This is a genomic window from Thermogutta hypogea (assembly GCF_055386265.1).
The window spans coordinates 2,687,055-2,712,671 of record NZ_AP042425.1 but is presented as its reverse complement, the minus strand read 5'-3'; the positions used below and the strand labels follow the sequence as shown (position 1 = coordinate 2,712,671).

The 25,617-nt window shown below is 62.3% G+C and carries 19 protein-coding genes; 9 read left to right on the top strand and 10 right to left on the bottom strand.

What is annotated here, in order from left to right; all coding sequences use genetic code 11:
- Positions 1-10 precede the first annotated feature (10 nt).
- The 4 genes from ACZ5B4_RS09755 to ACZ5B4_RS09740 form a co-directional block, all read right to left on the bottom strand.
- A complete protein-coding gene (locus tag ACZ5B4_RS09755) occupies positions 11-133 on the bottom strand; it encodes a hypothetical protein (protein WP_464911038.1) in 123 nt (40 codons plus the stop codon).
- Positions 134-194: 61 nt separating this feature from the next.
- Entirely contained in the window at positions 195-1,292 is a 1,098-nt protein-coding gene (locus ACZ5B4_RS09750; RefSeq protein ID WP_464911037.1) for a DUF1559 domain-containing protein, read from the bottom strand.
- A 1,055-nt stretch (positions 1,293-2,347) separates the two neighbouring features.
- Complete coding sequence (gene groL / locus ACZ5B4_RS09745) at positions 2,348-3,964, bottom strand: chaperonin GroEL (RefSeq protein WP_464911036.1); 1,617 nt, start codon at positions 3,962-3,964, stop codon at positions 2,348-2,350.
- A gap of 123 nt (positions 3,965-4,087) precedes the next feature.
- Positions 4,088-4,414, bottom strand: a complete 327-nt coding sequence (locus ACZ5B4_RS09740; protein WP_464911035.1) for a co-chaperone GroES — start codon at positions 4,412-4,414, stop codon at positions 4,088-4,090.
- 788 nt (positions 4,415-5,202) lie between these two features.
- Between ACZ5B4_RS09740 and ACZ5B4_RS09735 the strand changes: the two genes are divergently transcribed.
- From ACZ5B4_RS09735 to ACZ5B4_RS09720, 4 genes are read left to right on the top strand one after another with little or no spacing between them, the layout of a single operon-like run.
- Positions 5,203-5,745 (top strand): hypothetical protein, encoded by a 543-nt coding sequence (locus ACZ5B4_RS09735; RefSeq protein ID WP_464911034.1) that lies wholly within the window; start codon positions 5,203-5,205, stop codon positions 5,743-5,745.
- A complete protein-coding gene (locus tag ACZ5B4_RS09730; RefSeq protein ID WP_464911033.1) occupies positions 5,736-6,335 on the top strand; it encodes a glycosyltransferase family protein in 600 nt (199 codons plus the stop codon). Before ACZ5B4_RS09735 ends, ACZ5B4_RS09730 begins: the two co-directional genes overlap by 10 nt.
- Positions 6,301-7,425, top strand: a complete 1,125-nt coding sequence (locus tag ACZ5B4_RS09725; RefSeq protein ID WP_464911032.1) for a DegT/DnrJ/EryC1/StrS family aminotransferase — start codon at positions 6,301-6,303, stop codon at positions 7,423-7,425. The genes ACZ5B4_RS09730 and ACZ5B4_RS09725 overlap by 35 nt, the downstream gene beginning before the upstream one ends.
- Positions 7,367-8,107: an acetyltransferase gene (locus ACZ5B4_RS09720; protein ID WP_464911031.1), complete on the top strand. Its 741-nt coding sequence runs from the start codon at positions 7,367-7,369 to the stop codon at positions 8,105-8,107. Before ACZ5B4_RS09725 ends, ACZ5B4_RS09720 begins: the two co-directional genes overlap by 59 nt.
- A gap of 122 nt (positions 8,108-8,229) precedes the next feature.
- Here ACZ5B4_RS09720 and ACZ5B4_RS09715 read toward each other — a convergent pair whose 3' ends face one another.
- The 4 genes from ACZ5B4_RS09715 to ACZ5B4_RS09700 form a co-directional block, all read right to left on the bottom strand.
- The gene (locus ACZ5B4_RS09715; protein WP_464911030.1) at positions 8,230-9,420 is read right to left on the bottom strand and encodes a glycoside hydrolase family 5 protein; all 1,191 of its coding nucleotides are present in this window, start codon (positions 9,418-9,420) and stop codon (positions 8,230-8,232) included.
- 77 nt (positions 9,421-9,497) lie between these two features.
- A complete protein-coding gene (locus ACZ5B4_RS09710; RefSeq protein ID WP_464911029.1) occupies positions 9,498-11,438 on the bottom strand; it encodes a sigma-54-dependent Fis family transcriptional regulator in 1,941 nt (646 codons plus the stop codon).
- 378 nt (positions 11,439-11,816) lie between these two features.
- Positions 11,817-12,380 (bottom strand): hypothetical protein, encoded by a 564-nt coding sequence (locus tag ACZ5B4_RS09705; RefSeq protein ID WP_464911028.1) that lies wholly within the window; start codon positions 12,378-12,380, stop codon positions 11,817-11,819.
- 89 nt (positions 12,381-12,469) lie between these two features.
- Positions 12,470-15,604 (bottom strand): TolC family protein, encoded by a 3,135-nt coding sequence (locus ACZ5B4_RS09700; RefSeq protein ID WP_464911027.1) that lies wholly within the window; start codon positions 15,602-15,604, stop codon positions 12,470-12,472.
- A gap of 459 nt (positions 15,605-16,063) precedes the next feature.
- On the opposite strand from ACZ5B4_RS09700, the gene ACZ5B4_RS09695 reads away from it, so the two are divergent.
- The gene (locus ACZ5B4_RS09695; protein ID WP_464911026.1) at positions 16,064-17,173 is read left to right on the top strand and encodes a hypothetical protein; all 1,110 of its coding nucleotides are present in this window, start codon (positions 16,064-16,066) and stop codon (positions 17,171-17,173) included.
- A 247-nt stretch (positions 17,174-17,420) separates the two neighbouring features.
- Here the strand turns inward: ACZ5B4_RS09695 and ACZ5B4_RS09690 are convergent, their stop codons facing one another.
- Positions 17,421-18,791, bottom strand: coding sequence for a Gfo/Idh/MocA family protein (locus tag ACZ5B4_RS09690; RefSeq protein WP_464911025.1), 1,371 nt, complete (start codon positions 18,789-18,791; stop codon positions 17,421-17,423).
- A 278-nt stretch (positions 18,792-19,069) separates the two neighbouring features.
- Complete coding sequence (locus ACZ5B4_RS09685) at positions 19,070-20,410, bottom strand: excinuclease ABC subunit UvrC (RefSeq protein WP_464911024.1); 1,341 nt, start codon at positions 20,408-20,410, stop codon at positions 19,070-19,072.
- Positions 20,411-20,625: 215 nt separating this feature from the next.
- Here ACZ5B4_RS09685 and ACZ5B4_RS09680 point away from each other — a divergent pair, with 215 nt between their 5' ends.
- The 4 genes from ACZ5B4_RS09680 (at position 20,626) to ACZ5B4_RS09665 (ending at position 25,565) form a co-directional block, all read left to right on the top strand.
- Complete coding sequence (locus ACZ5B4_RS09680) at positions 20,626-22,104, top strand: glycoside hydrolase 5 family protein (RefSeq protein WP_464911023.1); 1,479 nt, start codon at positions 20,626-20,628, stop codon at positions 22,102-22,104.
- 254 nt (positions 22,105-22,358) lie between these two features.
- On the top strand, positions 22,359-22,703 hold the full coding sequence (locus ACZ5B4_RS09675) for a hypothetical protein (protein ID WP_464911022.1): 345 nt from the start codon (positions 22,359-22,361) through the stop codon (positions 22,701-22,703).
- A 105-nt stretch (positions 22,704-22,808) separates the two neighbouring features.
- Positions 22,809-23,780: a hypothetical protein gene (locus ACZ5B4_RS09670; RefSeq protein WP_464911021.1), complete on the top strand. Its 972-nt coding sequence runs from the start codon at positions 22,809-22,811 to the stop codon at positions 23,778-23,780.
- 207 nt (positions 23,781-23,987) lie between these two features.
- On the top strand, positions 23,988-25,565 hold the full coding sequence (locus tag ACZ5B4_RS09665; RefSeq protein ID WP_464911020.1) for an Hsp70 family protein: 1,578 nt from the start codon (positions 23,988-23,990) through the stop codon (positions 25,563-25,565).
- Positions 25,566-25,617 lie beyond the last annotated feature (52 nt).

The following is a 25,617-nucleotide window of genomic DNA, read 5'->3' as shown; positions in this document are numbered from 1 at the left end:
GACGATGCGGTCATTGGAAAAAAGCTCTCACATCATCAGCGCCATGAAAGTCGCCTTCGGATGGTTGCAGGATCATTTCGGCGAGTTTGTGGGCACTTGCCTTGTCGGCGGCGAAGAGAGTCGCAATTTTCATCAATGTTTTCTCCTAATGGGAAAACCGGCTCGGGCAACAGTGGCTCCCAATCGGGCGAGCACTAGGGTGCTTGCATGACCTCGTGTCCGTGCGGCGTCGCCATGGCTCGCCAAGTTGCGAGATTGATGGTTTCTGCCACGAATCGCACGCTGCCGTCACCCATCAGCGTGTTGACTCCGCCGGGGTGGCGGCTTCTGGCTCCGATAAAGCCGAGGCCGTGGGCGGTGGCGTCCGCGGCGGAAGCATTCGGAGGAAGATACGCCGTGTAGGTCGTGGATGTCGTTCTTCCTGCAATCCAGCCGAATCCCCGATTCCCCAACCAGTTGGTGCAGGTGCTCGTAATGGATTCGAGATTGGGATTCACAACACCGGCCAGACCGGGCTGCGGGGCAGGATTCAATGAGCCGCGCATGGAGCAGATCAGCCTTTCCCGCATGCTTCGCGCGGTGACGGCACCCGTGTGCCGCTCCCGCGATCCCAGCAGCGTCTCCGATATGACCATGGTATTGCTGGAACCATCGATCATGTCCCGTATCCCCAGATTTGAGCCGTAGTAGAATGTGCCGTCGGTCTTGTAGCGGAGGTCGTAAAAGGTACCGGTGCCGGTGCCGATGCAGACCATGTAATTACCCCCGGCCACGAACGAGCCGGGATTCTCCTCATAGATCGATTCCGCACCATCGCTGGGACAGCGGAAGACCGAGACGACGGTACGAGCCGCATTGGCCTGCGCGGGATTCAGGACGGTTTGCCCCCTACCATAGGTGACGTAAAGCGGCTGCGTGAAATCGATCAAATCTTGCAACTGCTTTTGTTCCAGAAAGGGCAGAAGCTTGGCTTGGACGGAAAAGCTGGTTGCCGAGGTGGTTCCCAAGCCGGGAAAGACGTTGTAAACGCCGTGATAATTGTGCAGGGCCAAACCGAGCTGTTTGAGATTGTTGGTGCACGCGGCCCTCCGTGCCGCTTCACGGGCGGCTTGCACCGCCGGCAACAGCAGCGCGATCAGTATGCCGATGATCGCGATGACCACGAGAAGTTCGACCAGCGTGAACGCGGGCTTTACCGGCCCGACCACGCGGCCCCGCATTTCGGAACCGGCCGGCCTAGGTCGCGACGCGACTGGGAGCCTGTGCCGGGGATTGGTTTTGGTGGATTGCATCAGAGCTATCTCCAAAGAGTTTGGGTCTCACGTCAGCATCCTTCGGAGCGCGTTGCAATCGCAAAGCATGCGCCGCAAGGTTGACTCGGAGAGAGAACCTTGGCGATCGTGATCTAATGGAGGGATGCTGATGCTCCGTGTCTGCAACGCGTACCGCGGAGGTGCATTCAGACACGGTTGCAGGACAGCCTTAAGCGCGGCGCACTCGCAGTGCTAACCGTTGCGCTGCCGATGTCCCAACCAGCGGGAACGAATCGCTACGCCGCTTGAAAACCGGTAGAACCGGTAGAAAGAGTCACACCGGACTCAAGCCCAATTGAGAAGCCGGCGCGGTGGGCCTCGAATGGTTCCGGCCGGAAGGTCCTGCTTGATCCGGCTGGGAGATTGGCCGGCGGATGTGAAACCGACGCAATGGTGGAGAAAAGGTGTACGCGACGGCTGTCCACGAGCTATCGGGCTTCTCAGAAAGCGGCAGATTGGGCAGCGGTCGGGGTCATGCTGATCGTCTAAACGAGAATCTGCACCAATTCGTTCCGTGCGAGTCGCTTGCGATGAACAGGCTCCGAGCACTTGGTGGACCGGTGCGAATTCCACGCATGGGAGACTACAAGCGTGATTTTCACAAGCACCGACCTGGGCGAATTGGCGTTGCTCATCATGTTGTCCGACATGATAATCGCAACCGCCGCAACTACCCAGGTGCGAATCTCGGCATGTGAGGGAATGGTGCAACTCGAGAGCGAGCGTGGAGGCTGGAAGCCACACGCTTAGCACGAGTCTCAGTTTGCGTGATTCCCAGAATTTTATCGCGAGATAAGCTTGCGGCGTTCGTGATGGTCTTGAGTCTCAATATTGTAAAGTCAGGGATCGAAGCAGTCAAGCGGCGAGGGAAGCTATGCTCCTGACGTGGCCGCGTGATGGAGTTAGGCCATTCTGTTGATGAGACAATTCTTTGGATAGTGCGGAGCTCACGCAAAAGCAAGGACGGGACGTCCGAAGATCGGGCGTCCCGTCGGAATGGTTGAATGTCACCGGGAGTATTCCCGGCTCGGGGATCAGAAGTCGCCGCCGGGGCCGGGCGGAGGCGTCTTCTCTTCCTTCTTAGGCTTTTCCGCAACCAGCGCATCGCTGGTGAGCATCAGCGTGGCCACGCTGGCCGCGTTTTCCAGAGCCGTGCGGACGACCTTGGTGGGGTCGATCACGCCCGCCTTCACCAAGTCCTCATAGGTGTTGGTCAAGGCGTTGTAGCCCATGTTCCCCTTCATTTCCGTGACCTTTTCGCAGACGATACTGCCGTCTTGGCCGGCGTTGGCGGCAATCTGCGAAATCGGGGCGCGGCAAGCCCGCAAAACGATGTCGTAACCGACCTTTTCCTCCGTGGAGAGCCCTTCGCCCTTGCATTGGGCGGCCGCTCGCAGCAGGGCCACGCCGCCGCCGGGGAGGATGCCTTCCTCGACGGCTGCACGGGTGGCGTGCAGGGCGTCCTCGACGCGGGCCTTCTTCTCCTTCATTTCGGCCTCCGTCGCCGCGCCGACGTTCAATTTCGCCACGCCGCCGGCCAGCTTCGCCAACCGCTCTTCCAGCTTTTCGCGGTCGTAGTCGCTGGTGGTCTTTTCGATTTCGCGACGGATCTGCTCGATGCGGCCCTTGATCTCTTCGCTCTTGCCGGCGCCTTCGATGATCGTCGTGTTGTCCTTATCGACGACGACTTTCTTGGCCCGGCCGAGTTCCGCCAAAGTGACGTGCTCCAGCTTGCGGCCCAAACTCTCGAACAAGGCGGTACCGCCGGTCAAGATCGCGATATCCTCCAACATGGCCTTGCGGCGATCGCCGTAGCCGGGGGCCTTGACCGCGCAGACGCGCAGCGTGCCGCGGAGACGGTTGACGACCAGCGTCGCCAAGGCTTCTCCGTCGACTTCCTCCGCCACGATCAGCAGCGGCTTGCCGGCATTGACCACGGCCTCGAGCAGCGGCACCAGCTCCTTGACGTTGGAGATCTTCTTCTCGTGAATGAGGATGTAGCAGTCCTCGAGGACGCACTCCATCCGTTGGGGATCAGTGACGAAATAGGGCGAGAGATAGCCGCGGTCGAATTGCATGCCTTCCACGAATTCGACCTGCGTCTCCAGGCTCTTGCTCTCGTCGACCGTAATCACGCCGTCCTTGCCGACCTTGTCCATGGCTTGAGCCAGAAGCTCGCCGATGGTCATGTCGTTGTTGGCGGCGATGGCGGCCACTTGCGCCATTTCCTTGCTGGTCTTAATGGGGATGGACATGGACTTGAGTTTGGCGACGATATCATCGACCGCCTTGTCCACGCCCTGCTTGAGTGCGATCGGATTGATGCCGGAGACGACCGCCTTCAGCCCTTCCGTGAAGATGGCCTCGGCCAACACGGTCGCGGTGGTCGTGCCGTCGCCCGCCACGTCGCTGGTCTTGGACGCGACCTCGCGGACCATGCGGGCGCCCATGTTCTCGTAAACATCCTCGAGATCGATTTCCTTGGCCACCGTAACGCCGTCCTTGGTGACGGTGGGCGAACCGAAGCTCTTTTGCAGGATCACGTTGCGACCGCGCGGCCCCAGCGTGACCTTCACGGCTTGCGCCAACTTGTGCACGCCGCGACGCAGGGCGTCGCGAGCCTCTTGATCGAATGCAATCATCTTTGCCATGGATCGTGTACTCCTTATGCTCGTGCCAAATCCTCGACGGATGTCACCGCTATGAAGTTTCTTCCGCCGGAGTTCTTGTTCCCATCAAGGGGCGAGATCGCGGGACGACCCGCCCCCGCTCGATCATTCCACGACGGCCAAGATGTCTTCTTCTCGAAGAAGGACCAGCTCCCGATCGCCGATCTTGAAGTCATCGCCGGCATACGAACTGAAGATCACGCGATCGCCGACCTTGACTTGCATGGCGGCTCGCGTGCCGTCATCCAAGAGCCGCCCTTGTCCGACACTGACCACGGTACCCCGGGCCGGGCGCTTCTTCGCGGTATCGGGCAGGACGATACCGCCCGGCGTCGTCTCCTCCGATTCCTCGCGTTCGATCACCACGCGGTCCGCCAAGGGCTGCAACTGAAGGACAGCGTCCTGTTTGCCTTCCGCCTTCTTTTTCGCCATGAGTTTCATACCCTCCAAAGGCTCAAAAAACGTATCCGAACCGTGTCACCAAGTCGGCCGTTGAGCACCCGGCGAATGGATATCGTCCGAAGTGCCCGAACTGCCGCGACGTCAAAATCCAATAGTGAGGAGCGGAACCGGCGCCGGTCGCGACGCCCTGCCGTTCTAAAAACCCCCACGCCCGACGCAGAGGACGGGTTTGAGCCTCCACGATTTGCAAATGCCATGCCCTTAATCTGAAATCTCCACAAATATCGATGCTTTAAGCCTTTGCATCTCTGTTTCGCTTACGCGGACCGGCGACTCGTTGGCGCTCGGCGTGCCAAAGGCGACGGTGCCGCGGAGGCAAAACTGCCAAATTGGCAGCGATCCACCCGCCGCCGTTGGTGAGGGTCGGCTGATGGCAAATCGGGCCGTGTGAACAAGCGGTCCGAACGACGACGCGGCCGGCACTTGGAAATGGCCCCGAAACGTAAGCAATCGACGTTCCGAGTTTTAGGAAAGCTCGCTACAATGCCCCACCATTGGGCGGCAAGTCATGGCCTCTTAACCGGCCGCATGGGAGCGCGCTGGATGCGTGGGTGAAGTCAGGGGCGGGGTCCGGGGCTTGGTCGTGCGGTCCCAGATTGCTTTCCTTTCCCTGCCGGCAACCGCATGTCCGCCGACCGGTTTGTTCGAGGTCGAATCGAGATCGATTACCATTTTTTGACGCGGCGGTTCGGATGTCCTTCACCAGTCCGGAATCAACTCAGGCGAGACCTCGGGTATTCGGTCCCAGGGGTACCCGGTTGCTTCTGGGCATTGCGGCGGCCCCGTTCGCCCTGTGGGACGAATTGATCAGGTTGATTCAGGTGGGTCTGGAGCCGAAGGGTTTCAAGGTTCAGCGTATCGCGCCGTCCGACGTTTTGCGTCGGGCCTGGGACGGCTTGCTTTGGCTTGGTAACGGGGAGGGGCTGGAACCTTACGCCGACGCGTCGGCACGGCTGGGCACACACCGTCCACCCACTCTCCTATGGCAGCTCGACCCCTTGCCTCCGCCGGACTTGCCGCCCGAGGCGGAGAAGCTCGGCCTTCGAATCGCCCGCCGGGATGGTTGCCATCGTCCGGCGTTTCTGCAACGCTTCGTCCGCGGGATGATTCCCTTCCGCAGACAATGCATCGGACTTGCACATCGTCGGGACTTGCGGCGGTTGGCCGGGCTGGGACCGTGCGGGCGAGAATTTGTGGAACCCGGCGCTGCGACCGTGGCTCGGCTTTCGCGGTATTGGAGCTTCATTCGGCGCGAGGTGCAGCGCGGCACTCTCGATCAGGTGCCGCTTCCGTGCCGGTAAGGCTGGAGTTTCTTCGCCGCCGCGGGGTCGCCGTGACGGAATTGCCGCTCGGATTTCACCCCGCGATGGGCAACGATGCCGGCGGGCAGGGCTGGGACCTGGACCGTCCCCGCGATTACGACGTGGTGTTTCTCGGGGCACTGCGGCACACGCGACGCGTGCGGCTGCTGCACGGTCTCGGCAAGGAGTTGAGGCGGCGCGGCATTCGGTTTTCGGCGGTGGATCGGAATTGTTACGGATTGCAGCGCACACGACTTCTCAGTCGCACCAAAATCGTGCTCAACGTCAACACCGTTCCCTGGGATATGCCGGGTTTCCGCTTTTTGACGGCCGTCGGTTGCGGAGCATTGGTCGTTTCGGAGCCGATTCGCGATCCCAGCCCCTACCGCCCGGGAGAGCACTACGTGGAAGCCGCCGTCTCGCAGTTGCCGGATGCCGTCGAGCACTACCTGCATGATGACGCAGCGCGGTCGGCGATCGTCACGGCGGCCCGCCGGTTTCTGGAGAACGAGCATTCCTGGGATCATTCCATGGTCCGACTGGGGAGTTGGTTTCATGCGCATTCCTTTGTTTCGTCCCGTGGTATGTGAAGAGGCCGTCGCCGCCGTGACGGAAGTCTTGCGGTCGGGCTGGTTGGGACTCGGTCCGAAGACGGCGGCCTTCGAACAGGCCTTCGCGGATTACGTCGGAACGCCGTACTGCGTAGCGCTCAACTCTTGCACGTCGGCTCTGCACTTGGCGATGCGGGTGCTGGCGTTGCCGCCCGGCTCGGAGGTGATTACCACGCCGATCACGTTCGTCTCCACGAACCACGCGATTTTGTACGAGCGGTGTCGGCCGGTCTTTGCCGACGTGGAACCGGGTACCGGAAACCTGGACGTGCATTCGGTGTCCGCCCGCATCGGCGAACGCACCAAGGCGATCATGTTGGTCCATTTCGGCGGTTATCCCTGCGATTTGGAGGCCTTTTACGCCTTGGCCGCCAAGCATGGTCTGGCCGTCATCGAGGACTGTGCCCATGCCTGCGGGGCGAGTTATCGCGGTCGGCGCATCGGCAGCTACGGCGACTTGCACGCCTTTTCATTCCACGCCGTCAAGAATCTGGCCGTGGGGGACGGCGGCGCGCTGACGGTCCGTCGCCCCGACCTCTACGAACGACTGAAGCGGCTCCGATGGATGGGGATCGACCGCGACACTTACCATCGCTCGCAACCGCGGGCCTACCACTGGGACTACGACGTCACCGAGCTGGGTTTCAAATACCACATGAACGACGTTGCGGCAGCCGTGGCACTGGAGCAATTGCGGCACCTGGACCAACAGAATGCCTATCGTCGGCACTTGGCGGAAATGTACCGTGAAGCCCTGAGAAGCGTCCCCGGCATCCGCCTGCCCGACTACGCGCCGGACCGGCAGAGCAGCCATCATTTGTTCTGGGTTTTGGCGGAAGATCGAGACGGGCTGGTGGAGAAGCTCCGCGCAGCGGGGGTGGATGTGGGAGTTCATTACCGCCGTAACGATTCCTACTCCATGTTCGAGCAATGCGAGCTGCCGCAAGCCGACCGGTTTTGGAGGCAGGTCCTATCCCTTCCCATGCACTTGATGCTCAAGGAGGAACACATTGACTACGTTACGCGAGTCATTGCTTCCGGCTGGGACGCCGCGCGTCGCGCCGCATGAGGGTTCTCTTCGCCGCTTCGACACCGCCCACGACACGGGCGTGACCGTCCCCTTGCTGATCCTCGGAACACGGACGCTGGCGGTCGAGATTTGCGATTGGGTGGAGGATATTCCCGGCGTGCGCGTGGTGGGATTCGTGGAAAACATGGACCGCAGCCATTGTGAACAGCCGCTGGAGGACCGGCCCGTCTTCTGGATCGACGAATTGCCCGACCGTGCACCGGGCTGCTACGCAATCGCCGGGCTGGCAACCACGCATCGCCGGATCTTCGTGGAACAGGCCGCCGAGCGGGGCGTCCGCTTTACGACCGTCGTCCACCCCATGGCGCGAGTCTCGAAAAAGGCCCGACTTGGGGAAGGCTGTCTTGCCGCTCCGGCCGTCCTGGTCGGAGCCCACGCCGAAATCGGACGCCACGTCTTGATGAATCGCGCCGCGATGGTCGGCCACCATACCCGAATCGGGGATTTCGTGACGCTGCAACCACGGGTGAACGTCGCCGGCTGCTGTAGCATCGGGGAAGGAACTTACGTCGGGATGGGGGCCTTGATCTTGGATCACCTCAAAATCGGCGCGCATAGCGTCATCGGAGCGGGGACCGTGGTGACCCACGACGTGCCGGATCACGTGCAGGTGACGGGAGTTCCGGCACGCATCGTCAAGGAAAACATTGACGGAAAATGATTGCCGCGAGTTGCGGGCAAGACAGCGCGAGCTGCGCGAAGTCAGGCGGATTCCCCTTCAAGGCAAGGCCTCGTTCGGGATGCCGAAGCGAAACGGTACGCTTCCCCGGCGGAGCGTCTTGCTCATGGGGCCGGGAGGATGCTTGCGCTCTTTTTCGAGAAGTATTCCAACCAATTGCGGACGACGGCTGCGGTGAGATCGCCGCTACGCTCCTTCAATTCCGGAACGGTTTCGCCCCAATAGAAGCCGATCCAGCCGTCGGCGACGGACCGTGAGCCTTCCACGAAGGCGTCCAGTTCGTCGAGCGTACATCGCAAGGGGAACATCTCCTCCACGACCACGGGCTTTCCCACGTCGTACACGGCCAGGGCGCGGAGGGCATCCTCCACCTTGCCGGTCTCGGGATAGAAATGGACGCTGACGAAGTCGAGGTGTTTGCCCGCCTCGGGCGAATAAAAGATCGGCTTGGAGCCGGGGAACACCAGTGCCCAAGGGATGATGCCCACGGTAATGAGCCGTTCGGGATCGTGCTTTCGGATGGCCGCGACCATCCGCGCGACCCAGGCCTCGGCGATTTCGACCCGCGTTCTCCCCGCCGGATCGAGCGTCAATCGCTGGACGAAGTGCTTGCCGCCGAATTCCCCCGGCAACCACTCGGTTGCGACTTGTCCCTCTCCGGGCAGGACGGGTTCGTTCATCAGGTCGTAGCAAAAGACGGCCGGGCTGTCGTGTGAGGCTTCCGCGACCGCCTCCCAGAATCGCGCCTGGACGGTCCAGCGGTCTTGTTCGCTCAAAGCGTCGTACCAGGCCGGAACGTCGCTCTTGTGGTAGCAGCCCAATCCCGTGATATCGAGATACAGCCGCGTTTCTTCCGCCAGACACACCAGCCGCTTCAGTTGAGCAATAGCGGCGGAGTCGATCTCGTCGGGCGACTTGACGAATCGGGCGACCTGCAAATGGATGCGGACCGTGTTGGCGCCCAAGTCCTTCATCTCGCGAAAGTCTTGGACCACGCGGTCCCATTCGTCGCGCCAATAGTCTTCGATCAATCGCCCGGCCGCGTCATGGTCGTAGTTGAATCCCCAGGCGATGAAGCGTCGGCCCGTTTGTGCGTAGACGAAGTCACGGCCGTCGGGAGAAACGCGAATCGCTTCCATGCGGGGACCGTCAACTCTTGCCGGCGTTGTGTTGACGGGTGCCGTCCGCACGCTCTCCTGGGCATGGACGGAGGAAAAGGCGGCGACAAGCAGGCACGCCGCCAGGACGGGACCGGTCGCCGCAGTGCCGACCAAGGTGAGAAATGATCGCGACATGGTAGGGCCTCTGCGCACTTGGGGGAGCGGTCGTTCGTCCCGGCCGCCGGGTGCCGGTCGCGTCCCGGACGATGGTCTCAGGTTTGGCCGTTCGCCGCGTCCGAAGCGGATGCGTCGGGGTCGGGTGTTTCGGCGTTCGGTTGGTCGCGAGGGATTTTCAGGCCCAACTGGCGTATCTTGCGATAGAGATTGGCCCGGTGCAAACCCAGCCTTTGTGCCGCTTGCGCCAGATTCCGGTTGGTAAAAGCGATGGTTTGCAAGATGTATTCGGACTGAAATCGCCGCGTGGCCTCGGATAGCGGGAGGTGGGGAGCGATCCGAGGCGGCCCGGCGACGTCTTTGGGATCCAGCCCCAAATCATCGGCGTTGAGGAGCGATTGCGAGCAGAGGTAGGCCGCCCGCTCCATCAAATTGCGCAATTCGCGAATGTTGCCGGGCCAGGGGTGCTGCATCAAGCGGGCTTTGGCGGCGGGCGTCAGTCGGGGGACAGGACGCCCCGCCCGAGCGGCGAACTCCGCCAGAAAGTGCTCGGCCAACAGGAGGATGTCATCACCTCGCTCGCGAAGCGGCGGTATCCGCAGCGTGACTCCGTTCAAGCGGAAAAAGAGGTCCTCGCGGAATCGCTTTTCCCGGATCATGGTCTCCAGGTCTTGGTTGGTGGCGGCCAAGAGTCGGGCGCGGACGGGGATCGGCTGCGTCCCGCCGACCCGGGTGATCGTCCGTTCCTCCAAAACGCGCAAGAGTTTGGCTTGGGCGGCCGGGCTTAGCTCGCCGATCTCATCGAGGAAGATGGTTCCGCCCGCGGCGACCTCGAACTTGCCGGGCTTGGCCTGCCGCGCGTCGGTAAAAGCCCCCTTTTCGTGTCCGAACAGTTCGCTTTCCGCCAGGGCCTCGGGAATCGCCGCGCAATTGACCGCCACAAAGGGCTGTTCGCGCCGCGCGCTGAGATAGTGGATCAGGTGGGCGGCGACTTCCTTGCCCGTCCCGTGCTCTCCCAAGATCAGGACCGTCAGATCCGTCGCCGCCAGTTTTTCGATCAGGCTGCGAAGTTCCGCAACGGCCGGAGAATGGCCGATGAGCCGCACACCCTCCGCGGCTTGGTCCACGATGCGCCGCCGGGCCGTGAGCAACTCCTCGTAGTCGCGAACGCTTTCCAGGGCGGCGGCGGCCTGCTCGGCGAATCGGGCAAGGGCCTCTTCGTCCTCTTTCGTAAAGTCGCCGTGGCGCTTGTTGATGACCTGGAAGACTCCCAATGTTTTGCCCGCCCGATCCGACAGCGGCACGCACAACAAGGTCTCCGTGCGGTAGCCCAGATGGGCGCCGACCTGTTGATCGATCCAGGCCTGAGCGGGAGAATCGCGATCGACGCGGATGGGCCGCTGCTCGCGGAGGACGCGACCGGCGATGCCGCGGTCGTCCGGAATACGGAGTTCGTCATCGACTCCCAGCGCCGGTCGACCCACCAATTGCTTGGCTTCGCGGTCCCAGAGAAAAATGGTGGCGCGATCGGCGCCCACGAACTCCGCCACAGCGCGCGTAATCTCGATCAACAGGGGCCGCAATTGCCGGGCCTGGTACCACCGGTTGGTGATTTGCAGCAGCGTCTCTTTTCGCCGCACATCCTCTTGCAACCGGCGACGATGGGTGATGATGCGCCAGGCGGCGCCGAGGGTGTCGGCCGCTTCCGCCAGCAACTCCTCGTTGGCGGCGTCGGCGTCGGACCCGGGGAACTGCGCGAGCAGTCGCAATTGCTCTCCCGCGTCCAACGTCAAAAGTCGCTCGGTCGCGGTCCGTTCGTCGCCTTCCACCCCATTTCCGACGGAGGCGATGATTTCCGCGCGATCGTCCCGAAGCCGCACGACTTTCAGCGTCTCGGCCTGCAAGACCTCGCGCAGAGAGGAGATCATCTGGCGTACCAGCTCGTTGAAATCCTGGCAATCGGCAGCCGCGGCGAGAATGCGTCGCAAGATGCGTTCCCATTCCATCCGTTGCGCGCCATCGAGTTTCAGCACTTCCATGATCGACTTCCCCGCGTCGGTGTTTGTAACGCTCAAGACAAGCGCGACCGCTTCCTTGAACCCGATGGGCCGGCACAATTGCCCGTGCTTGCCCCGGAGGCGATCACGGCTCGTATTGTATCGCAGCCTGGGCGGAGCCGCAAACCAGTCGAAAGGGCGAAGCGTTATCACCCGCCTTCCCGGATGGGGGGACTTTTCAAAGCCCTCCGGCAAAGAGCAAAGAGCTGGGTAAACCGTCTTGCAGCCTCGGCGCGCGGGCGGAAGTCCCCGTCGGTCGCCGGCGGGTGTGTTGAAGAAAACGGGAACCGCGGGGGGAATAGGGGAATAGTCGGTTGGGGCGCCGGCCCTCCTGAGTGGTTCGGCGCTTTGCAAGACGGCTCAGACCCAGGCGTCTACGGCAAGGACGCCGTCGGAATCCGTCTTCGCGGCGACGATTTCGCTTTGTGCCGAGGCCAGCTTTTCCAGCCAGGCCAATCGCCGTCGCCAATCGGCGACCTGCCCGGCCGTTTCGTCGGGTGTGTCGTCGGTGCCCAGGCGTTCGGCCTTCTCCAAAAGCCGGCGGTAAAAATCGAGCAGGTCGATCTTCTCCTGGGGCAACACGTCGGCTGAAGCCAAGTCATTGCGGATTTCGCTCAGTTCCTGGAATTGCTGGTCGGTCAGCAGCCCGGCCTGATGCAGTTCATCCAGCATTTGGGAGAATTCGCGCGGCGTAATGTCGGTCAGATCGTAGCGTGCCAAAATCTCGGCGGGCTTGGCCGGGGGAGAGGTGAGCAGTCCCCAGAGAGAGGCCGGTGATGGGGAATCGGAGTCCCCCGCGGCACCCGGTGCATCGAGGAGCGAGGGCATCTCCGCGGCGGCCGTCTTGGCCGTCCCCGAAGAGCCGTGGACGCGATCCTTGGCATCGGGAAACAGGACTTGCCACAAACTCGGCCCGACTTTCATCGCCGGCGCTCCTTTCACTTTTTTCACTCTTCGGTTGTTTCACAACGTGCCCCGGGCGGGACCTGGTACCCGCGGGGCGTGTTCCGCTCTCAAGGCGATGCGAATATCGAATCCCCCGGGGCCTCCTGGGCATCCAGCAGCATTTCGATCGGCGGAAGGAACTCGTCGGGAAGGCGCGAGGGATCCTTGGGGGCCTTGCTTTCCACGGCCTGTGCCGTTGCGACTCCGCCGGAAACCTCCGTTCGGCCGCTCACGGGGATGATCGAGGAATTCGAGACTGCCTGAGCGGCAGACGGCGCGGCCGACGGAGCGTTGGGCGACGGTGCGGCCGTCACCGCCAGCGCCGCCGGCACGCCGCTGCGCGCCTGCTGAATGCGATCCGCCAGTTTCCGCAGGGTGGGAGATGCTGCGATCGCTGCGTCCTCTCCGCCCGAGGGTTGCGTCCCCGCGGCGGTCGCCGCGGCCCGGCGGCCGGTCGTGTCTTCCGCCGGGCGAGGCGTCGAAGTGACGGGGAAGTTCGGAAGCTCGGCGGGCGGGACTTGGGGTTGGGCCGCGCCGGGGTTCTCCTCCGGTACGAACGGACCGCCGCGGATCGGCCCGGGATCGATCCACAGGCCGCGATCATCCAATTGCATTGTGTCCAATTGGAAGTCCAGCGACATCCGTTGCACTTCGTATTCGACCCAGGCGGCGAGGAACGCGTTTTGTGCGTCCAGCAGGCCGGACAGGGCTTGGACGACGTCGCGCGCGGTGGTCGCACCGAAGCGAGGCGTTTCGCCTGGCTGCGGGGGGGCACGCAAGCGTTCACCCGCGACGTCCGATTGGGCGATAGCCACCAAGACCGACGATCGCCGCAACTCGAAGGTATTCTGGCTGAGCCGAATGTTGCGCAGCGTCTCTCGCAGGCTCTGCGAAATCTGATCCTCGAAGGCGTAATAGTCGCGCCGGGCACGCTGGTACGAAATCAACGCGGCGCGATATTGGTTCCGTTCCACCAGCCGGGTCAACGGGGCGTCGAAGCGAAGGCCTACCCGCAGCTCTCCCGTCGTGCTGTGAAAGCCGAATGGATTGTCGCCGATGGTCTGCATGTCGCCGCTGAAGGTCAGGTCCAGATCGCTGCGAAGACGATTGGCGGCGATTTGAATCTGGCGCCATTGATCGACCAGGGCCGCTCGTGCGTTCATCCAGTCCAAGCGATTTCGGCGGGCGATTTCCAGGGCCTCTTCCGGCGACAGCGTGACCGGGGTGAGCGCCACTTGGTCCAATCTCGCCCGGACCTGAATCAGGGACAGATCGGAAAGCTGGATGATGAGCGGTTCCAAGAGGTCGGAGGCCAGAACTTGCCGAGGCTGGGACTTGGCGGCCTCCAGCTCCTTTTCCTTTTCCGCGAGGCGATCGGCCGCGGTTTGCGCTCGGACTCTCGCGTCGATGTATTGCTGTTCCAATAGGGGCAACTCCGCTTCTTCCGCGGACTCCAGTTGTTTTTCCAATCGCTGAACTTCGGCGGCCGCCGTCTCCGACTCACTCCGCAATTGGGCCGTCGCGGCTTCCAAGTCGGTCAACAGTTTTTGAGAGACTTCGTCGGGATGATCGAGAAACTCCTGCATCTGTTGGAGCGTTTCGCGCATCGGCTTGCGCTCGGCGCGAACCTCTCCGCGGACGCCCGGCACCGAGCCTTCCAGCAAGAGGCGGTAGTTCTCCACCACGGTGTTGAATCGCGAACGCAATTCTTGGATCGCCTTCTCGACTTCAACCCCGCCCTCCAGGACCGAATCGGAGCCGCTGTACAACTCGCGGATGTTCTGCTCCCTTTGCGGCACGGCCGCGGCAAGTCGCTCCAAATCCGCTTTCACGATGTCCACTTGCTGTCGGATCGAAGCTTGGATCGAACGCAGGCGATCGGTCCAATCCGCGGGCAAGGGGGTCTGCGGGTCTCGCAACTGGCGGAGGAGTTCGTTGGCCTCCCGCTGCGCGGTCAATAGATCGGGGTCGATGAGGTCGAATCGACGGAGGAGGGGATCGTCGATTTCCATTGCGACCTCGGGTGGGAGGCCGAGTTGGACCTTGAACGCGTCCAATTGGGTTTCGTAGGCCGCGCGGAGACTCATCAGCCGGTTTTGCGCGTTCAACAGGGATTGCAGGGCCAAATCCACTTGAAAGCGGTCGATGCGGTCGGCTTCGTGGGCGGCCAGCAACAACTCGTACACCCCTTGAAGGCCGAGCACGTTTTGCTCTTGGTTGCGGATTTGTACCTGGCTTTGCAGCAGGCCGAGAACCCCCCCGCGACCCGCACTGACTTGCGGCGACAGCGACCCGATAGCCAGATTACCCGCCGAAGGGCCGGCTCCCGGGCTGGTTCCGGTCACGACTTGCAGATAGAACCCTTTTTGGTACCGTGCCATTTGGCGGATGTTCGCGAGCAGGGCTCGCTCTGCCTGAGTCAGGCTCTCCAGGACCACGGCTCGCCCGCCCGTCCGCAATAGCGGTTGCAGGATCGAGAAATTGAGGATGGAGGCCGAGGCGTAGGAATCCGAGCCGGAGAATTGCCACACCAGGGAGTTGGCGAAGCCCACCAGGAGTTCCGCGCCGGTGGCGGTGAGTTTTCGGGCTTGGGCGTCGGTATCCACGTTCATTCGGCTGATGGAGCCGGCGGGCGAACGATCCGGTCCGTCGGCCGTGAAAAACGTGGAATTGCCGCCGAAGAATTGGACGTCGAACCGGAATCGCTCCGCCGTCACGTTGAGCGCGGACAAATACAGGTTCTCGAGATTCCGTTGATAGTCCCGGGAGTGGACCAGGGCCAGCTCGACGGCCTTGGAACGATCGAGCACCACCACGCCGCGCTCGTCCCGCGGCAGATAAGCCCTCCAGAAGGGGTTTTCCACGTAGAATGTGTCCCCGTTATCATGCCAGTGCGGCCAGCCCTTCTTGCCGTCCACCCGGTGCATGAGCTGATGCGAGACGGGATCGTCCGGCGGCATGGGTTCGGCATCCGGGCAGAAAGGGTCGTACATGCGGGATTCGCGACGGGGATAGATTCCGGTCTTTTGCAAATCCCATCGCGAGTCGACTTGGCCGCGCTCGATCAGTTGCGCGACCTCCGAGTCCGCTTTTTGCCGGTAAGCCGTGCGGTGACATCCGAGTGTTGCGCCGGTGACACATGCTAGGAGTGCAAATCCCAGCGTTGAAAAACGTCGAACATGGTGACTCCGCAGTTCAGCCATGAGCTTGATCCGTTTGAAACGAGGTGAAAGACACGGCCGTTGGCACGTTGCAGTTTGCCCAATAGGTAGTTCCAGCCCGATGGCAACCGTATCTTGCTGAGATTGGTTCGGTATTTCGTCTGGGTAAACTTAAACGATTGTTTGGTATGGTCCCGAGGTAGCGATAAAAATGGTGGCAGTGGCGGTGCAGTCTTGGTAACATGGGAAGACGTGCGAGAAATGGTTAAAGCTTGACAGCGGGGAGGCCCCTAAATACCATCGAGCTAAAGGCTGGGTGGCATGGGGATTCCGACGGCACGGGTCGGCCCCGATGGGCTTCGGCCCACCATTCTCCGCTTGTCATCGCTCGCGGTGCCGCGTCGTCGGTTCGGCGAGGTCCGCTCGGCAGGGATCGCCTCATCGCAGTTGGAAAAACTTTCCGTCCCGGTATTGGGGCCGTCGCTGGTTGGTGGGACCGCAATGAGCATTTGGAACAAAATCCTCGTCTGCCTCATCCTGATTGCGTCCCTCGCCATGTGGTACTTCGGGATGCGGGCGTTAGCGACGCATCGGGCATGGCGCGAGGCTGCGAAGAAGTTGGAAGGTCAGTTGGCGCAACTCAAGGCCGAGGCAACGGTTCTGCGTGAGGGCGACGGCACGCGCCGGGGCCTGCGGCAGGTCAAAGTGGAGTTGGCCAAGTACGTGTCGCAGCGCGGCCGCGTATGGTTGAATTGCCGCCCGATGCAGATGGCCGTCAATAAAACGCCCGAGGGGAGTGACATCGTTCAAGTCAGTCTGGTCTTTGAGACTCTGGGACTGGCGGGTTTGACCGACGTACAAGAGCTGCCCGTCGATTCCCAAGTCTATCTTTTCGATGAACGGTTGCCGCAGGACGGGGGACGCTACTTGGGCAAGTTTCGCGTGGCTGCCGTGGCCCCGCGGCAAGGCGATCAGCCGGCCCAGGTCGTCGTGGAATCCCTTTCCATGATCACGCCGCGAGAAATGCAACGGATTCAACAGGCGGTCCAGGGCGCTCAGGCGGCGGAGGCGGGATTCACCGTCACGGAATTGCTGCCCACCGACGACCACGAGATTTTCGCCGGCGTCAATCCCGAGGAATTGGCGCGGATGTTGCCGCCGTCGGTCGTTAACGAATACGTGAACGACGGAAAGCCCGGCGATCCGACCAATCCCCAATCGCCGCTGTTCGAACGCAAACTCCGCGACTATGAGTGGGCGCTATCCTATCTTCACTATCGCCGCGCCGATTTGATCGACGCCTTGGCGGCTGCGAACAAAAATCTCGAGATGCTGAAGGCCTCATTGGCGGACGCCCAGCGCGAAGAGCAGGCCCGGGACGCCGAGATTGCCCAATTGAAGCAGGATCTCGACCGCGCCACGACGGAGCGCGATGCCGTGGCTCAATATTTTCAGGACGTGGAGGAGGCTTTGGGGTGTTGCAAGGTGCGGCGGGATGCTTTGATTCAGGAAAACCGCCGGACAGCCCTCGAAATCGCCCGACTGCAAGCCGAGGCGATTGAACGGATCGAGCAGCAGACCCGAGCCATGGCCCAGGCGGCTACGCCGTAAGGGTCGGCCGTCGATCGGGCCGCGGGCGGACGGAGTCTCTTCTCGGCCGGCTGGGTCGGCCGTCACTCGAGTTCCGCGTTTCTCCGTCGCTCGGATGAGTCCCGCGGTCTTCGATCGGGGGTACGAAAAAAGGCCGGCGAATTGCTTCACCGGCCGATTTCCGAGTAGCCGACTACAAGCCGGCGCCGACGAGGCCGAAGGAACCGTCAGGAGGTCCCGGCCGCCGTCGGATTGATTTGTCCGGGGTTCAAATCTTGATTTCGAATCCCTTGCGACTCTCGCGCGCCAGGAACGCATTGGCCTGGGCATCGCCCACGATCTCGCGTTGGACAGGGTCCCAGCGAAGCCCGCGGCCCAGACGCATCGCGATGTTGGCCAGGTGGCAGATTTCCAACATGCGATTGTGCGACCACACGTCGGAGATGGGCTGCTTGCGGGATTGCATCGCCTCGATGAAATTGGCGCTATGGTTCGCGCTGATCGGTCCGCCGTAAAGCTGCTCCAAGGCGTCCTCCGGCAAGGGGTTATCTTGGAGATCTTCCACGGGCTTACCGCTGATGCGACCGCGGTTCACAAAGAAGCGGCCCTCGCTGCCCTCGAAGAGGATGCCGTTGTCGCCTTCGCTGGTGATCAGCAGTTCCACGTCGTTCGGCATTTCAGCGCGAATATTGAAATGGGTGGCCACGTTGTAACGGTCGTGGACGACGGGATAGCCGTCCTTGTACTCGCAGGCCAAGGCGTAGTCGAGCGGGATGACTTTGCTGGGGCCGGTGTCGCTCGCGCCGATCGCCCAAACGGCGATATCGACGTGATGGGCCCCCCAGTCGGTCAGCTTGCCGCCGGAATACTCGTGCCAATTGCGGAACGAATAGTGGCAATTGCTGTAGAGGGGGACTCCGCCGCCGTAGCCGGTACGCATCTCCGGCAAAGCCCGGTACGGCACCTTCTCGGCGGGCCCGAGCCAGAAGTCCCAGTCCAGGCCTTCAGGGACGGGGGCCTCGGGGATCGGCGGGGAGCTTTCCATGCCGTTGATGCCGCAGGTGACCTTTTTTACCTTTCCGATCCGACCGTGCTTGACCAGGGCCACCGCCAATAGGAATCGCTTATCGCACTCGGTCCGCTGCATGGTGCCGACCTGAAAGACGCGGCCGGTCTCCCGGACGACCTTCTCGATCAGCTTGCCTTCGTCGATCGTCAGGGTCAACGGCTTCTCGCAGTACACGTCCTTGCCCGCATACATGGCTTCCACCGCGATCTTGGTATGCCAATGGTCGGGGGTGGCGATCATTACCGCGTCGATGTCCTTGCGATCGAGCACTTCGCGGTAATCTTTGTAGGCGTCGGGCTTCTTGCCCTGCCGCTGTTCCGTCTTCTGCACGTTTTCGGCCAGCACCTTGGCGTCCACGTCGGCCAAGGCCGCGAAATCGGCGAAACGGAACGTCTTCTGCGTAATCTCCCAGCCTTGATTGCGAAGCCCGATCGTCGCGAAAACCGGCCGTTCGTTGGCGGATTCGAAGCCCTTCGCGTAGTGCCGCCGCGGCGAGAGAATCATCCCGGCGGCTCCCAAGGCGATGGTACCCTGCAAGAAACGACGACGTGACGTGCGATTCCTGGACATAACCCGCATTCCCCTTGAACGGAAATGTGACCTCCGCCGTCGAGGCGTCTTCAACGGCGTTCCAGTTACGACGGCTACGTGGATCGTGGTTCGGATACGCCACCATCGCGGCCCGTCCCACGCGGCGTGCGAACCGGCACTTTCCCCCTCGCCGACGCCATCCGTTAGTGTAACAAGAATTCCCGGGAGGTTCACGGACCCAGGGTGGGGCTTGCCAAGCCGCCGCCATCCTCGCCGAGCCTCGGCGTCGGATCGCTCCAAGGATACGGTCAACGGTGTCAACGGTCCGGGCCGCCCAGCGTGGACCGCTTGCGGAGCAGGTGATGGTAATGTTGGGCGAAACGATGGGCCTCGTCGCGGACGTATTGCAAGAGCCGCAGGGCGAACGAATGCCGACTCAATCGCAAGGGTTCAGCGGAGTCGGGCAAGTGGATTTCCTCTTCCCGTTTGGCCAAGGCCAGAACGGCGGCGGGGCGGCGTTCCATCCCTTGCAGGACCGCCGTCGCGGCGTGGAGTTGCCCTTTGCCGCCGTCGATCAAGAGCACGTCCGGCAACGGCTCCTCGCCGTCGTCTTGCAGACGCCGAAAACGCCGCTGGACGACCTCGCGGATGGAGGCGTAGTCATCCACGCCCGGCACGCTGCGGATGCGGAATCTCTTGTAGCCCGGCTTGAAGGGGAGACCGTCGAGGAACTGCACCACGCCGGCCACGGTCTCGCTGCCGGCCAGGTGGGCGATGTCCATCCCCTCGATCACACGCGGAGGCTCGGGGAGCTTGAGAACTTTCTGCAAGGCGGCCAAGCCCTTGCGGGGATCGACGTGAAAGACCTCGGGCTGCACATGCACGTCGAGCTTGCCGCGTTCGTCCAATTTTTCCAAGTATTCGATCTCGTCGCGCAGCTTGGCGGCTTCCTCGAAGCGTAGGGCTGCGGCGGCCTCTTTCATCTCGCGCCGCATGTCGCACAGCAACTCGTGCTTATGCCCTTCCAGGAACCGTTGAAGCCGCCGAATCGAGCGGCGGTATTCCTCCTTGCTGATCCGCAAGTTGCACGGCGCCGTGCATTGATGGATGGATGCCAGCAGGCACGGGCGAAACCACCGCCACCGCGGATCGCTCTCCTCAATGTCCAAGTTACAGGTGCGAAACTTGAAGATCTTTTGGAGAACCTGAATCGCGCCCCGCAAAGCTCGGGGGCTGGTGAAAGGACCGTAAAGCTTGGTGCCTCGTTCCTGCGGTTCCCGAGTGAAAAGGACGCGGGGGAAATCCTCGCGGATGTGGATTTCCAAATAGGGAAAGGTCTTGTCGTCCTTCAACTCGCGGTTGAATTTCGGCTGGATGTCCTTGATCAGCCGCGCTTCCATCAAGACGGCATCGACTTCGCTCTCCGCCTCCAAGTAGTCGATATCGCGGATTTCTCGGACGAGTTGCGCGGTGCGGGGATCGACGGCGGCGGCTTTGAGGAAATAACTTCCCGCCCGATTGCGCAGGTCCTTCGCCTTGCCCACATAAATGACCCGGCCGGCCTCGTCCTTCATCAAATAGACTCCCGGCTTGTGCGGAAAAGTCCGTACTTTGAGAGCGGCGGGCGTCACTTCTGGTTGGGCTTCCCCATCGGACATCGGGTTCCGTCCTCCCTGGCGTCGATACCGTAATTATACGTCTCGTCGCGAATCGGAACGGGGTCGGGGAAATCGCTTGAAGCGTCTTGGAACCGCCAATTATGATGATCACGTTCGGTACAGTCCGGGGTCGGCGGGGGCCTTCTCCTATCGCCGGTTCCGGCCCCCACGGATCCCGATTCCGCCGACCGCATTGGAAACACAGGAATGACGCAATGAAAGCGCCGATCAATCACCAGGCAGCCCGCTCCGGCACGCTCTTGCCGATCGTATTACTCGCGTTACTCGCGGTTTGCGCGGCAAGGAATCCCGCTGCGGAAGCGGCCGACGACGCCGTGCGCGACTACGTTCGGGTCAGCCCGCGCAACAGTCGCTATTTCGAATTGACCGACGGAAGCCCTTACATCCCGATCGGCCTGAATCTGTGCGGTGCTCCGGCCGACGGCTTGCCGGGGCTGGAGAGGTGGTTTGCCAAGCTCTCCGTCGAGGGCGGCAACTTCGCTCGCATCTGGTTGAGCAATCCGTTTTTCGACGTGGAGCATCGTCGCAGCGGCGAGTTCGACGAGGAACGAGCTCGGCGGATTGACGCCTTGTTCGCCCTAGCGCGGAAACACGGCATTCGTCTGAAACTGTGTACGGAGCACTTTCGGCATCTGGGCGAGGGTACGCAAGCCTGGGCGGCCAAGCCCATGCATTTGCAAGCGAACGGCGGTCCGGCCGTCGATACCGCCGACTTCTTTCGCGGAGAAGCGGGACGTCGGGCCTACCAACGGAAATTGGCGTGGTACGCCGACCGCTACGGCGATGATCCCATCGTTTTCGGCTGGGAATTGTGGAACGAAATGGACGCCGTTCGGGTCGATGTCTGGGAACCGTGGTCGGCGGAGATGCTGCCCGAGTTGCATCGGCTGTTTCCAAGAAACTTGGCCATGCAGAGTCTGGGGAGCTTCGATCACGAGAATAAGCGCGAAAGATATCGCCGTCTTTGTCTCTTGCCGGGCAATGATGTGCTGCAAGTCCATCGCTATTTGGATCTCGGAGCCGCGTGGGAGGTGTGCCACGGTCCCGCGGCCGTGTTGGCAGCCGAAGCCGTCCGCGAGCTCCGCTCCTATGGGGTCGAAAAGCCGGTCCTTTTGGCGGAGAGCGGGGCCGTCGAACCGTCCCACACCGGCCCCTTCAAACTCTATGCCCAGGACCGAGACGGCATCATCCTTCACGACGTGCTGTTTGCTCCATTTTTTGCCGGAGCGGCCGGACCCGGGCACATCTGGCATTGGGATGTGTACGTCGATCGCAACGATTTGTGGTGGCAATTCGGCCGCTTCCGCCGCGCCGTCCGCAACGTCGATCCGATTGCCGAGGCCTTCGAGCCGTTCGAGATTCCGGACGATCGTTTGCTGATCTTGGGACTGAAAGGCCGCCGGCTGACGCTCCTCTGGTGCCGCGATCGAGAAAACACCTGGCGGACGGAATTGTCGGAAAAGCGCCCGCCGGAGGTGATCCGGAATGCTAGGTTGGACTTGGCGTCGGTGGGGGAGTGGAACGGAACGAGCACCGTGCGGTTTTACGACCCGTGGACCGACCGCGAGAGTGAACCCGCGGCCTGCCATGCCGTTCTTGCGCTGCCGGAGTTTCAACGCTCTCTTGTAGTACGCATCGAGGGAGGCGGCAACCGGCCGGCGCAAGGGAATTGAGTTGGAGGGCACTTCGAACCGTCCGAGGAAAGTTGGGCTTCCGATCATCGGCCGTTTGAAGACGGCGACCGAACGGCCTGACGTGCCGCCGCAGTCCGCATTGTCCGTCCGGCCACCCCGCTGCGAGCGGGGCTGCGACTGGCGATTCGGGGCGAAAGAGGGTATGATAAAGCCTGGGTGTCCCGGCCCATCGCTGGGGTGGGGGCTGCTAGCTCGTCCGCGATGGGAAACTTCTTTTTGCGAAGGGACTGGCGATGGCGCGAAGAGTTCTGGATCGCAAGGCGTTGCGAGAACAGGCGGAAGCGGCGGAAAAGAGCAAGGCGGAAAAGAGCGAGAAGTCGTCGGAAGAGGGCGGCGCGGAAAAAGAGGCCGCAAAAAAGCCCGCCGCCAAGACTCCCCGAAAGAGTCGAGCCAAGGCCGTCAAGACGTACAAGCTGGTGGCCGTGTGGGGAGTCTTCAACCAGACCATGGTCCAGGTTCAGACTTTCAACTATTCCCGCCGTGCCGATGCCGAAAAGGCGGCCAAAGAGCTGACCGAAAGCAAGAAAGTGCCGCATTTCGTGCAGCTCGTCAAGCAGCAGGTCGAAGTGGAATCCTGAAGCGTGCGAGGCGGGCGGCGGACGTCAGTCGTGTCCCGGCAAGGACCGTCGTACCCGACTTGGGGCGGATCGCCCCGGTGGGCGTCGCCGAGGAGCCTGTGCTCGATGCGGCATGATCTCGCCGATCGACCGGCGGACAACGTAGTGGCAGCGAGGATTCGGATGAACGTGACGCATAGGCCGCGATGGATCGTCCTCATCCTAATTACCGCGATGGGGCTGGGGGGGCTTGCCGCGGGAGGTTGTTCCAAACCTTCGCCAGGGCAGCCGGACGCCGCCGGACCTTCCGTGCCGGACCTTGCGCAGCCCGACATGCCGCCGCTCGGCGACTACCTGCCGCTGTTGGACGAGGGCCGGTTGGAAATGGCTCCGCCCAAGAATTGGGCGGTGTCGCCTCGCAGCACGAAATTCATCGTTCGTTTTCAGAGCGATCCGTCGGCGCCCTATCCGTCGGTCGTGGTGACGGCCGAGGACTGCGATCAGTTTCGCGATGTGACGGCGAAAAATGTGCAGCAATACCTGAAGTTCGTGGCGGCGGAGATGGAAGCCGCCGGCAGAAGCGGGACCGTTCGGCCGGGACGCATCGGACAAATGGTCGGGGTCGTCTATCAACGCCGGGTCAAGGTGAAAGACAGTCTCGGTACCATCCTGGACCAGCTCTATTTCGACACGGTTCGCGGAGGGCGACGCTACCGGTTTCAGTTGTGGGCCAACTCCGACATCATGGATTTGGCGAAGCCGGCGTTTTTGAGTATCCTCAACGGTACGAGGTTTTCGGCGGTGGAGGAAATGGAGGGCGAGTCGCTCGAAGGCGAGCCGGCCGCAGCGCCGGAAAAACCGGCGGAAAGCAAACCGGCCCCCAAGCCCGCGGAAACGACGCCCGAGCGGCAGCCGGAGCCGTCCGCGGCGGAGACTAAGCCGGAAGCGGAACCGCAGCCGCAGCCCGAGGCTCAGCCGGAGACCCGGCCCGCGGAACCGCAGGCTCCGCAAGAGCAGAAGAAAGAGGAGAAGAAGGAAGAGAAAAAGGAAAAATCGGTAGACGACGTGCTGCAAGACGTGGATTCTTTGTTAAGGTAGAAAAAGGCGGCGGCGGAGCGGGGGACAACGCCCCGACCGTCGACCGAGGGAACGTCCGGGTCGGACGGGCACGACTCGCTCGACCGCCAAGGCAGGATGCCCGTTCCGCGGAGCCGCCGGGAGTCGCCCGACGCGACGTCTCCGCGGCGTTCATGGGTCCACAATGTCGGGATACCCTGCTTTTCGTATTTCTCGGGAACAATCGCTATGCACTTTGAACCTGGCCACACCGTCGGCATTGACCTGGGAACCACCTTTTCCGAGATCGCCATTCTGAACGATGAGGGCAATCCGGTTACGCTGCCCAACGACGACGGCGATGAACTGACGGCGAGCGTCATCCTATTGGCGGAGAGCGGCCACGTGATTGTGGGGCCCCGCCGCGAACGGGCCGCTTTCGAGTCGCCGGAAAACGTCGTCGAGCGGATCAAGCGATACATGGGCGTGCCCGACTTTCGCCGTACCTTCGACGGCCGGGAGATCTCGCCGGAATTCATCTCCGCCCTGATTTTGAAGAAACTCAAGCAGGACGCGGAGCGGCGGATCGGCACGATCGGCAATGCCGTGGTGACCGTTCCCTACTACTTCAACGACGCCCGCCGCAAGGCCACCGAGGACGCCGGTCGCATCGCGGGACTGAACGTCATCGACATCATGAATGAGCCGACGGCGGCCACGCTGGCCTACGCATGGCACGAAGGCGTGTTGGGCAATCCCGACGTCAAAGTGGAAACGCCCCGTAAGGTCTTGGTGTACGACCTGGGCGGCGGCACCTTCGACGTGACCTTGGTCGAGTACACGCCCACCCACTTCCGCGTGCTGGCCACCGACGGCGACGTGCAATTAGGCGGCGTGGACTGGAACGATCGCTTGCTCGACTACTGTGCCGAGGAGTTCAAGAAGCGGCACGGCGTGGACCCTCGCGAGTCGGCTCAGCAGATTCAAATCATGCGAAACGACTGCGACCTGGCCAAGATCGATCTCACGGACCGCGAGGAGACCGTGGTTCACGTGCGATTCGGCGACAAGGCCATGGACATTCCGGTCACGCGCAAGCTGTTCGAGGAACTGACCGCCGACCTCTTGCAGCGGACGTCCGACACCACCATGCTGGTGCTGGACGAGGCCGGCATCTCGCCGCAGGATTTGGAGGCCGTCGTTCTGGTGGGCGGTTCCACGCTCATGCCCCAGGTCCCGCGGATGCTCAAGGAATTGTTGCAGCGCGAGCCGTACACCGGCATTTCGCCCCACACCGCCGTGGCCCAGGGAGCCGCCATTCACGCCGCCATCCTCGAGGCCAAGTATCGCGGCACGGAAAGCGAGCTGGCCGAACGCATCCGGCGGCGATTGGCCATCGTGCAGCAAGAGAACGTCAACTCTCACGGTCTGGGCATCGTGGCCCTGGACCCCAAGAGCGGCAAGACCGTCAACCACGTCATGATCCCGCGCAACAGCCGGATTCCCATCGAGGTCCGCCGTATCTTCAAGACCACCAAGGACGACCAGGAGCGGATCACGGTGCAGGTGCTGGAGGGAGACGCTCCTGATCCGTTCGCCTGCTCCCTGCTGGGCAAGTGCCGCATCGCCGACCTGCCGCACGGATTGCCCAAGGGTTCGCCCGTCGAAGTCTCCTACGCATTCACCGCGCAGGGGCGGGTCGTGGTCACCGCACGGGACAAGACCACCGGCCGCGAAGCCCAAATCGAGATCGAACGTCGCGGCGGGTTGCGCGAGGAGGATGTGGATTCCTTGAAGCAACTGGCCGATCAGTACAAAGTCGAATGAACGTCGTCGAATGAACGTCGCGGCGCCCTCGCCGGCATCGCATCGCCGTGAC

Coding starts and splice junctions, on each gene's coding strand:
- ACZ5B4_RS09755 (WP_464911038.1), bottom strand. CDS start 133: ATGAAAATTGCGACTCTCTTCGCCGCCGACAAGGCAAGTGCCCACAAA.
- ACZ5B4_RS09750 (WP_464911037.1), bottom strand. CDS start 1,292: ATGCAATCCACCAAAACCAATCCCCGGCACAGGCTCCCAGTCGCGTCG.
- groL (WP_464911036.1), bottom strand. CDS start 3,964: ATGGCAAAGATGATTGCATTCGATCAAGAGGCTCGCGACGCCCTGCGT.
- ACZ5B4_RS09740 (WP_464911035.1), bottom strand. CDS start 4,414: ATGGCGAAAAAGAAGGCGGAAGGCAAACAGGACGCTGTCCTTCAGTTG.
- ACZ5B4_RS09725 (WP_464911032.1), top strand. CDS start 6,301: ATGCGCATTCCTTTGTTTCGTCCCGTGGTATGTGAAGAGGCCGTCGCC.
- ACZ5B4_RS09715 (WP_464911030.1), bottom strand. CDS start 9,420: ATGTCGCGATCATTTCTCACCTTGGTCGGCACTGCGGCGACCGGTCCC.
- ACZ5B4_RS09710 (WP_464911029.1), bottom strand. CDS start 11,438: ATGGAAGTGCTGAAACTCGATGGCGCGCAACGGATGGAATGGGAACGC.
- ACZ5B4_RS09705 (WP_464911028.1), bottom strand. CDS start 12,380: ATGAAAGTCGGGCCGAGTTTGTGGCAAGTCCTGTTTCCCGATGCCAAG.
- ACZ5B4_RS09700 (WP_464911027.1), bottom strand. CDS start 15,604: ATGGCTGAACTGCGGAGTCACCATGTTCGACGTTTTTCAACGCTGGGA.
- ACZ5B4_RS09695 (WP_464911026.1), top strand. CDS start 16,064: ATGAGCATTTGGAACAAAATCCTCGTCTGCCTCATCCTGATTGCGTCC.
- ACZ5B4_RS09690 (WP_464911025.1), bottom strand. CDS start 18,791: ATGTCCAGGAATCGCACGTCACGTCGTCGTTTCTTGCAGGGTACCATC.
- ACZ5B4_RS09685 (WP_464911024.1), bottom strand. CDS start 20,410: ATGTCCGATGGGGAAGCCCAACCAGAAGTGACGCCCGCCGCTCTCAAA.
- ACZ5B4_RS09680 (WP_464911023.1), top strand. CDS start 20,626: ATGAAAGCGCCGATCAATCACCAGGCAGCCCGCTCCGGCACGCTCTTG.
- ACZ5B4_RS09675 (WP_464911022.1), top strand. CDS start 22,359: ATGGCGCGAAGAGTTCTGGATCGCAAGGCGTTGCGAGAACAGGCGGAA.
- ACZ5B4_RS09670 (WP_464911021.1), top strand. CDS start 22,809: ATGCGGCATGATCTCGCCGATCGACCGGCGGACAACGTAGTGGCAGCG.
- ACZ5B4_RS09665 (WP_464911020.1), top strand. CDS start 23,988: ATGCACTTTGAACCTGGCCACACCGTCGGCATTGACCTGGGAACCACC.